The sequence below is a fragment of the Asticcacaulis solisilvae genome (assembly GCF_017875235.1).
In the GTDB taxonomy this organism is placed as follows: Bacteria; Pseudomonadota; Alphaproteobacteria; order Caulobacterales; family Caulobacteraceae; genus Asticcacaulis; species Asticcacaulis solisilvae_A.
Window position 1 is genome coordinate 59,600 of sequence record NZ_JAGGMI010000020.1, and the last position, 9,358, is coordinate 68,957.

Annotated in this window: 8 protein-coding genes; 4 read left to right on the forward strand and 4 right to left on the reverse strand. The window is 63.4% G+C overall.

Annotation, left to right across the window (positions count from 1 at the left end; translation table 11 throughout):
• Positions 1-127: 127 nt before the first annotated feature.
• Positions 128-1,690: an ABC-F family ATP-binding cassette domain-containing protein gene (locus J2X24_RS21290; protein ID WP_209725933.1), complete on the forward strand. Its 1,563-nt coding sequence runs from the start codon at positions 128-130 to the stop codon at positions 1,688-1,690.
• Here J2X24_RS21290 and J2X24_RS21295 read toward each other — a convergent pair.
• Genes J2X24_RS21295 through J2X24_RS21305 form a run of 3 tightly spaced genes read right to left on the reverse strand, consistent with a single transcriptional unit; the run spans position 1,665 to position 4,056 of the window.
• Positions 1,665-2,483, reverse strand: a complete 819-nt coding sequence (locus J2X24_RS21295) for a kinase (protein ID WP_209725935.1) — start codon at positions 2,481-2,483, stop codon at positions 1,665-1,667. The genes J2X24_RS21290 and J2X24_RS21295 overlap by 26 nt on opposite strands.
• Complete coding sequence (locus J2X24_RS21300) at positions 2,467-3,438, reverse strand: 2-hydroxyacid dehydrogenase (RefSeq protein WP_209725937.1); 972 nt, start codon at positions 3,436-3,438, stop codon at positions 2,467-2,469. Before J2X24_RS21300 ends, J2X24_RS21295 begins: the two co-directional genes overlap by 17 nt.
• Before the next feature lie 36 nt (positions 3,439-3,474).
• Complete coding sequence (locus J2X24_RS21305; RefSeq protein WP_342591103.1) at positions 3,475-4,056, reverse strand: RluA family pseudouridine synthase; 582 nt, start codon at positions 4,054-4,056, stop codon at positions 3,475-3,477.
• Positions 4,057-4,366: 310 nt separating this feature from the next.
• Here J2X24_RS21305 and J2X24_RS21310 point away from each other — a divergent pair, with 310 nt between their 5' ends.
• The 3 genes from J2X24_RS21310 (at position 4,367) to J2X24_RS21320 (ending at position 8,379) form a co-directional block, all read left to right on the forward strand.
• Positions 4,367-4,906 carry an RNA polymerase sigma factor gene (locus J2X24_RS21310; protein ID WP_209725942.1) on the forward strand — a complete coding sequence of 180 codons (540 nt, stop codon included), beginning with the start codon at positions 4,367-4,369 and terminating at the stop codon, positions 4,904-4,906.
• Positions 4,907-5,030: 124 nt separating this feature from the next.
• Entirely contained in the window at positions 5,031-6,035 is a 1,005-nt protein-coding gene (locus J2X24_RS21315; protein WP_209725943.1) for a FecR family protein, read from the forward strand.
• Positions 5,992-8,379, forward strand: coding sequence for a TonB-dependent receptor (locus tag J2X24_RS21320; RefSeq protein ID WP_209725945.1), 2,388 nt, complete (start codon positions 5,992-5,994; stop codon positions 8,377-8,379). Before J2X24_RS21315 ends, J2X24_RS21320 begins: the two co-directional genes overlap by 44 nt.
• Before the next feature lie 104 nt (positions 8,380-8,483).
• Here the strand turns inward: J2X24_RS21320 and J2X24_RS21325 are convergent, their stop codons facing one another.
• A complete protein-coding gene (locus tag J2X24_RS21325) occupies positions 8,484-9,161 on the reverse strand; it encodes a M23 family metallopeptidase (protein ID WP_209725948.1) in 678 nt (225 codons plus the stop codon).
• Between the last annotated feature and the right edge of the window lie 197 nt (positions 9,162-9,358).

The following is a 9,358-nucleotide window of genomic DNA, read 5'->3' on the forward strand; positions in this document are numbered from 1 at the left end:
ACCAGACTTGCCGTCCAAGGCAACAGCGCCTAAATGAAAGGCCTCACCAGCCAGCCGGAGCCACGCGGACCATGTGATTTTCCCGACAGAGACACGCCCCTTTTGTTGATCTCTTCAGGATACATCCATGCCTGCCATTCTTATTCGCGACCTGTCGTGGTCGCTCGGAGACGGCCGCACGCTGTTCTCCCATCTTGACCTCACCTTCGACGCCGCGCGGACCGGCCTGATCGGCCGTAACGGCACGGGCAAGTCGACCCTGCTCGGCCTGATCAACGGCGACCTGCCAGTGCAGAGCGGCACGATCACCGTGACCGGAACCCTGGGGACATTGCGGCAGTCCCCTGCCCCCGGCGCCACGGTGGCCGATCTGTTCGGCGTGACTGAGGCCCTGGCGATTCTACGCCGCGCCGAAGCCGGCGAAGCGACCTCCGACGATCTCGGCAACGCCGACTGGACGCTCGAAGACCGTCTTGCCGAGGCCCTGGCGCGTCTAGACCTGAATATTGCCGCCGACGTGGCGCTTGACCGGCTGTCCGGCGGACAACAGACGCGTGCGGCCCTGGCCGCCCTGATCTTCAACGCGCCCGATGTCCTGCTGCTTGACGAGCCGACCAACCATCTCGACCGACAGGGCCGCCAGGCCGTGCGCGACCTGTTGAGCGGCTGGCGCAAGGGCGCGGTCGTCGTCAGCCACGACCGCGAACTGCTGGAGGCCATGGACGCGATCGTCGAACTGACCTCGCTTGGTGCCACATCCTATGGCGGCAACTGGAGCCATTACAGCGCCCGCAAGGCGGAAGCCCTGGCCGCCGCCCGCCACGACCTCGAAGACGCCGAAACCCGTGCTGCCGGCATCGCCCGCACCACGCAAACGACGGTCGAGCGCAAGGCGCGCAAGGACAGCGCCGGACGCCGCAAGGCCGCCAAGGGCGACGCACCGAAAATCCTGCTGGGGATGATGAAGAACCGCAGCGAAAATACTTCGGGCAGCAATGCCCGGCTGGCCGAACGCCAGCGAACCGAAGCCGATAACGCCCTGGCGGCGGCGCGGCAAAAAATCGAGGTTCTTGAGCCGTTTGCCGTCACCTTGCCGCCGACCGGCCTGCCGTCGGGCCGCTCCATACTGAAGCTCGAAGGCGTCATGGCTGGTTATGGTAAGCCGGTCATCCGCGACTTCGATCTGCAAGTCACCGGTCCCGAACGTATCGCCATCACTGGCCCGAACGGCTCGGGCAAGACCACCCTGCTTAGCGTGATCACCGGGGCACTCCCGCCTCAACAGGGCGTTGTTCAGGTCACCGACCGAATGGCGCTGCTCGATCAGCAGGTCAGTCTTCTCGATCCGAACCAAACCATTCGCGATAATTTCCGCCGCCTGCATCCTGACAGCGACGAGAACAGGTGCCGGGCGGCGTTGGCGCGATTCATGTTCCGCGCCGATGCCGCACTCCAAACCGTAGGCGCATTGAGCGGCGGTCAGCGCCTGCGCGCCGGGCTGGCCTGCGTGCTGGGCGCGACACCACCTTGGCTGCTGTGCCTGGATGAGCCGACCAATCATCTCGATATCGCCTCGATCGAAGCGGTCGAAGCCGGCCTGAAAGCCTATGATGGCGCACTTATCGTCGTCAGCCACGACGAATCCTTCCTCGGCGCCATCGGTATCAACCGGCGGGTGGCACTTGGCTGACGACGCGTCGCCAGGCGTCGAGCCTTAATGTCAGATCGGCACTGCCCGGCATCTCGCGCAGGATCGCCTGCGTCAGACGTTGATAATGCAGGACAAAGCGCGCGACTTCGCCGTTGCTCATGACGCGCGCGCCCGTTGTGCCCTCGCGTTTCAACCGGTCACGCAGTTCGTGCTCGGCCTGGGTCCGCCAGTCGGCGACGACAGCGAAATCCGGCGCCGCCAGCAGGATCAACCGGTCTATCCGGCCGAACAGCCGGCGATACGGTCCCTTCAGCGCGTCATTGACGTGGCGGCGCCAGATGCCCTGCGCATCCAGGTTTGCTTCGAGATCGTTGACGGGTTCGCGCAGTTCGTAATCGGCTTGCGGCGTCGCGCCGACGCACCAGCCTTCGAACAGGATCAGGTCGGCGCCATCGGCTAAAGGCCACTCGCTTTCCGGCGCGGGTTGGTCACTGGCCTTGTCAAAGCGCGGCAGATGCACCGGCTGCCTGGCTTTCAGGGCATCGAGAACCGTCTCGCCTAAGGTCACGTCGTGCGTGCCAGGCACACCACGCGTGGCGAACATGGGGCTGACGCTGTCGGCCAATCGCCCGCGCGCTTCGCGTGACAGATAGAGATCATCGAGCGACAGGACAGCGACGCGCACGCCCCGGTCCTCGAAATACTCCGCCAGATGCCGCGACAGGGTCGACTTGCCCGAGCCCTGCGCCCCGCAAATACCGACGATCAAGGGCTTAGCCGTTTCCAGCCAGCCCGCGATCACGGGCGCGACAATCTCAAGCGATGCGGTCACGGGGTTCTTCGCCGCGGAAGAAGGCGTCGATATTGGTCGCTGCGCGCATGCCCATTTCGTTACGCGTCTCGATGGTCGCGCTGCCGAGGTGCGGCAGCAGGACGGCGTTGTCGAGCCCCAGCAAGTCGGGATGAACCACGGGCTCCTTTTCGTAAACGTCGAGGCCCGCCGCCCAGATGACATTGTCCTTCAAGGCCTGCGCCAGTTCGGCTTCGTGGACGACCGAACCGCGCGCCGTATTGATCAGGATCGCCGTCGGCTTCATCAGTCCCAGCAGCCGTGCATTGACGAGATGCCGCGTCGCTTCGCCGCCCGGGCAATGCAGCGACAGCACGTCCGACTGCGCCGCCAGTTCATCGAGGCTTTCGACATAGGTCGCGCCCAGCTCGGCTTCGATGTCCGGCGCCACGCGGCTGCGGCTGGCATAGGCAATCTTCATGGACAAGGCCAGACTGGCGCGGCGCGCCACGGCCTGGGCGATGCGGCCAAAGCCGAACAGGCCCAGCGTCTTGCCCTGAAGTGACTGGCCCAGCATGTGGGTCGTGCCCCACCCTTTCCAGCCGTGCGCGCGCACCTGGCGCTCGCCCTCGCCGCCGCGCCGGCTGGTCATCAGCATCAGCAACAACGCAATATCGGCCGTCGCATCGGTCAGGACGTCGGGTGTATTGGCAACCACAATGCCGGCGGACTTCGCCGCCTGAAGATCGATATGTTCGAAGCCGACGCCGAAATTAGCGATAACCTTCACCCGCGCGCCCGGCTGACCCAGGATTTCAGCGTCCAGCTTATCCGTCACGGTCGGGCACAGGCCGTCATAGGCCCGCATTGCCGCCTTCAGTTCGTCGCGGCTGAGCGGCTGGCCCGAGCGGTTGACGGTCACATCGTAACGCTCGGAAATCCACAGTTCGGCGGCCTGGGGCCACGGGCGGGTCAGGAGAATCTTGGGCTTGGTCATGAAGCGTTCTTAGCGGCCCCTTGCTCACCGCACAATTCAGAATGGCGCCGGTGACACGAAGGCCATCCGCTCCCCCGTCACCGGATGCGGCACTTCAAGTCGTTCGGCATGCAACAATAGGCGCGGGCTTAGTGCCACGATCTCCGCCGGGGCATAAAGCGCGTCGCCCACAATCGGATGCCCCAAGGCCAGCATATGGACGCGCAACTGATGCGACCGCCCCGTCACAGGCTCCAGCGCCACGCGCGTCGTCCCTTCGCCACGCGCCAGAACGTGATACCGCGTCAGCGATGACTTGCCGATCTTATGGTCGACGATCTGTTTTGGACGGTTGGGCCAGTCGGTAACCAGCGGCAGATCGATCTCGCCAGCATCAGTTGCCATCTCCCCTGCCACAACGGCGACATAAGCCTTGTCGGTCAGGCGATCGGCAAAGGCCTTGGACAAGGTGCGATGCGCCTCCGCCCCGCGTGCCATCACCATGACGCCCGACGTCGCCATGTCCAGCCGGTGCACGATCAGGGCGTCGGCGTATTCGGCCTGGACGCGCCGGATCAGGCAGTCCTCGCCCGCCGGCCCTTTACCGGGCACGCTCAAAAGGCCGTGGGGCTTGTCCACGGCCAGTATTTGTTCATCTATATGGAGGAATCTCAACACCGGCGGACTGGCGCACATATCAGGATCATGCGCAAGGTCCGCCGGCCTCTGAGAGAGGGGCGCCGGGGTCCCGACGGTCAACAGACCTCCCCGGCGCTCATGCAGGCTCGCACCGCCGCGCGCGTCCTACGATGAGATGACACCGCCCTCATCGAAACCCCGTAAAAAAAATATTGCGAAAAAATCATCTTTCTGTCGCCGACCTTCCCGGGCGCTTGCCAGTCGGGCTTTCAGATGCGACAAAGCCGTTATCAGGGAACGAAAACCGATTGTGAAACCCGCCGCGCAGACCCAGTTGCTGGAAGCTTACTTCGAGAAGCGCGTGCTTCTCGTGCGCTATTTCACGCGTCTGACGGCCGACCCGGCCATGGCCGAGGATATCGTCCAGGATCTTTATATCCGTCTGTCGGGCATGACGCACGATACCCAGATCGGGGATCCGGCGGCCTTTCTGTTCCGCATGGCGCACAATATCCACCTCAATCAGCTGCGCGCGCTCAGAAACTCCCGCGGACGCGACGCCGCCTGGCAGGAACTCAGCGGCCACCGGATCGGCGATGAAACCGCGGATGATGGCCCCTCGGCGGAGGACCAGGCCCACGGCCGGCAATTGATGCAAAGACTGACGGCGGCACTCGGCGAACTGCCGGAAAAGACGCAGAGCATTTTCCGCCTGCATCGCTTCGACGGCCTGCCCCAGACCGAGGTGGCCACGAAGATGGGGATGTCGCTGAGCTCGATCGAAAAGCATCTGGCGACAGCGCTCCGCCACCTGACGGCGCGATTGCGGCCGCCGGGTACAGGGACTTAAGTTTTTGTCGCATTTCCTGAGCCGAACCGGCGGCCACTTCGGCGGGAAATGCTCCAGAATAACAAAAGTACGGGTTACGGGCGTTCGCGGTGTCTTCATTGCAGAAAAGGCGAAACAGAGCATTATGTCGGGAAAACATGAAGATGCGTCGGTGATCGAGCTGGCGGCCGCCGTTTGGGCGGTGCGCAGTCAGAACACCGGCTTCCGTGAGGCGGATATTATCGCCTTGACGGAGTGGCTTGAGGCGTCGGACGCCCATGCCGATGCCTATCGCCGGGCACTGGGAGTTTGGCTTGACGCCGGTGATGCCGCCGAGACGGCCGCTCCCGTCGACAATGTCATCCACCTGGCCTCTCACATGCGTCCCGCGCCGAAGCGCCGCAACCTGCTGGGTTGGGGTGTCGGTGGCGCCGTCGCCGCCGGCCTCGCCGCCGTAGTCGGCGTCTCGCTCTACATGACGCAGCCGGTTCCGACGGAGACCTACAGCACGGCCAAGGGCGAGCGCCGGGCCGTTACCCTGGCGGACGGCACAAAGCTGATGCTGAATACCGACAGCCAGGTTTCGGTCGCCATGGGCCGTACCCGCCGCGAAGTCACGCTGACGCGCGGAGAAGTCTCGGTTGAAGTTGCCGCCGACGCCCGGCGGCCGTTCGCGCTCGACACCGAAGATCTGCGCATCACCGATATCGGCACGGAATTCAACGTATTGCGCGACGACGACGCCGTCCAGGTCACCGTCAAGTCCGGCATGGTCAGCCTCAAGCCCGCCGGCGCCGGTAGCCAACCCCTGACAGTCCAGGCCGGCCAGCAGGGCATTCATCGCAACGGCGCCCTGACCAGCTCGCTAAAAAATGCTGATCCGCAACAGGCCTTTGCGTGGCGCACATCGCATGCTATCTATCGGGATCAACCGCTTGCGCTTGTCGTCAAGGACCTTAACCGGTACTTCGACAAGCCGATCGTCGTTGATGAAGAGGCCGGCAAGCTCAGGCTCACGGCCATCCTAACCCTGGATTCGGAGCGTGCGGTTGTCGGGCGGCTGGAACAGTTTCTTCCGCTTGACGCGAAAACGACGGACAAGGCTATTGTCCTTCGCCGCGCTGCTGGCGATCGCCCAGGCGGCGCCTGACGCGGCCCGGGCCGCCGATCCCGGTCCCATTGTCATCGATATCCCTGCCCAGCCGGTCAACCAGGCTCTGGTCGCGCTTGCCCTGAAAACCGGCGTGTCGATCGGCGGCGTCGATCCGGCCCGTTGCGGTCCGCTGTCGCGCGCCATCCGCGGCCGCATGACGCCTGAACGGGCTTTGCGCGCCATGCTGGCCTCCAGCCAGTGCGATGTTAAGCGCATCGATGCACGCACTTTCCGCCTCGACATGCGCCCCGCACCAGCACGCCCGCCCGTCCAGCTGTCGCCGGCCGAGGCTTTCGACACCGAAGAAGTGCTCGTTACGCGGCGCCCCGTGCGCGCCGAACTGCTGCCGCGCGCCGTCAGCGTGGTCTCAGGCGGCGCCGTCATCCAGAACGATTTCGACCTGGCCAAGCTGGCGGCGCGCGTGCCCGGCATGACGATCACCAATCTGGGGCCAGGCCGGAACAAGATCATGCTGCGCGGCGTGTCCGACGGGATATTGACCGGCCGCACGCAATCGACCGTCGGCCTTTATCTCGACGATTCTCCCCTCACCTATAATGCGCCCGATCCTGACCTGCTGCTGGTCGACGTGGCGCGCGTCGAGGTACTGAAAGGCCCCCAAGGCGCCCTATACGGCCAGGGCTCACTTTCCGGCGTGGTGCGCGTGGTGACCAACCGGCCGCGCCTCGACCGTTTCGAAGCCGATGTCGGCGCTGGGCTGGGGTTTACCGACGGCGGCGACACCTCATGGCGCGCGACGGCACTGGCCAACCTCCCCCTGATCCGTGACAGCCTGGCCTTGCGCGCCGTAGCCTATCAGGACGAAAGCGGTGGTTTCATCGATGACGTCGTTGATGGCCGCGCGGTCACCAATGCCACCCGCCGGGTCGGTGGCCGCGCCGCCCTGACGTGGGCGATCGACGACCGTTTCCAGTTCGAAAGCACGCTGGCGGCCCAGTCGCTCAGCACCGACAACAGCCAGTATGTGCTCGACGGCGCCACGCCATTTCGACGCCAACTGGATGTCGCCGAGCCGCACGACAACCGTTTCCTGAATCTGTCGGCCGGTCTCGAAGGCAGGCTGGAAAAGGGCACGCTGAAGCTGTTCATCAACCATCTGCGTCACGACATCAGCACCGGCTACGACGCCGCACCGGTGCGCACCCAGCTGATGTCCGGAGCCGCCGTCTCCCCGCCCTCCTATACGGATGCCCTGCTTTACAACGAAGACCAGTCCCTGGAACTGACGACCGGCGAATTCAGCCTGATGTCTCCGTCCAATCAACGCCTGCGCTGGCTGATAGGCATGTTCCTGGCGCGGGCCGACGAAAGCTTTCATCCTCGCCTGAGCGATGCCGGCGGGATCAACGACGCTTATGAAGAGATTCGCCGCGAACGGGTCGACGATCTTGCCGGCTTCGGCCACGTCATCTACGACCTGGCGCCCAAGTGGACGGCATCGCTGGGCTTGCGCCTGACCGGCAGCCGGCGCGAAACCTACAGCGTCATCCGAGACGTAGCCCTGAGCGGATACGCCGCTTCCGCGATTGTTCGCAAGGAAACGTCGGCCAGCCGCTTCGCTCACACCCTCGTCGTCAACTACGCAGCGCGTGAAGGCCTGATCTTCTATGCCCAGACCGCCGACGGTTTCCGGACCGGCGGTTTCAACACCCTGACGCGGGGCACGGCGGCGGAACCGTCGACCTATCTCGGCGATGCACTGACCAGCCTTGAGGCCGGCATGAAGCTCAATACGCCAGATCGGAAACTTCGCCTCACGGCGACGGCCTACCGTATTCACTGGCGCGATATCCAAAGTGACCAATGGCGTAATAACGGTCTGCCCGTCACCGTCAATATCGGCGACGGCGTCAATACCGGGCTTGAGATCGAGGCCGACTGGCGCGTGACGCCCGACCTGGTGCTGCACGGCGCCGCCCTGGTCAATGATCCGAAGCTGAGCAAGCCCAATCCGCTTTACCTGGCCGACAAGGACAATGGCCTGCCCTTTATCGCCAAACACTACTTTGCGCTCAGCGCCGACTGGACCCAGCACGTCCTGAACTGGCAGATCCAGAACAGCGCCACCGTCTCCTATCGCAGCAAGGCGCCGCTCAATTACGGCCCGCTGCGCGATATCTATATGGACGGCTATGCTCAGGTCGATGTGTCGAGCTTTCTCGACCTTGGACAGGTCCGCATCGGCGCGCGCATCAACAATCTGACCGATGTACACACCAACAGCTTTGCGTACGGCAATCCGTTCAGCGTCAATAGTTCACGCCAGATCACACCGCTCAGACCACGCACAATCTGGCTGTCCGTCAATCGCCAGTTCTAGATCGAAATGGGTTTAGATGGAAACACCATTCCGATCTAAGCTTTTGCTTTGTCGCGATATTTTTAGCGAAAACCGCTGACACTTTTCGCCATATCACTTTAAACTTACTGAAGCATCATCGCCGACAGCGGATTGACCGGCGTAAGACCGAACGACTTTTTCGGCGTATCGTAATTGCCGGTCAGGATTTCGTAGTGGAGGTGAATGGGAATCGGGTGGTCCGATGTATTGCCCATCAGGCCGATCTGCTGGCCCATGGCGACCTCCTCACCTGCCTCGATGTTGTAGTCGAAGCCCGCCAAGTGCGCATAGCGTGTATAGACGCCGCCACCGTGGTTGATCACCACCATATTGCCGTAGTCGCCACGGTAGGTCATTTCCATGATGGTCCCGCTGCCGGCAGCCAGGACGGCGGTGCCGTTGGGGTAATGATAGTCCACGCCCTTGTGCAGCCGCTCATTGCGCGTTCCGAAGCCCGACGACAGACACGATCGCGGCGCCGGGTTGACCGCCAGCGGCACGCCGCCAACTCGGATGATCGGATCGAAATTCTCCACCTTGCGCGACGTGTCCGCCGGCGGCGCGTTGCTGACAGTGATACCGCCGCAAATATAGAGTGTTTCGGTGAACGCAGCGTCCGAACCTTGCGGCCTGTTGGTACTCGGGCGTTCCGGACGGCGAGATGACGGCTCAGGCGAATAGTCGGACGTCGTGCTGCAGGCAGTCAGCAGCAGAAGCGCGGCGGCAACCGGCCCAACGCGTTTGCCGAACAATAGGATCAATGCCGCCTCCTGCGCATAGAGCCAGAATCTAACATCAGGATTGCGGCCGGTCTACGGCAGGTGCGGCACACAAACGGCCGCCTAAGCTTTGGCCTGGCGGTAGTGTGTTGCTTTTCTGGATTTTGGGTACAAAAAAAGCCCCTTTTGTGGGGCTTGTTTTTTGGTTGCGGGAGCAGGATTTGAACCTACGACCTTCA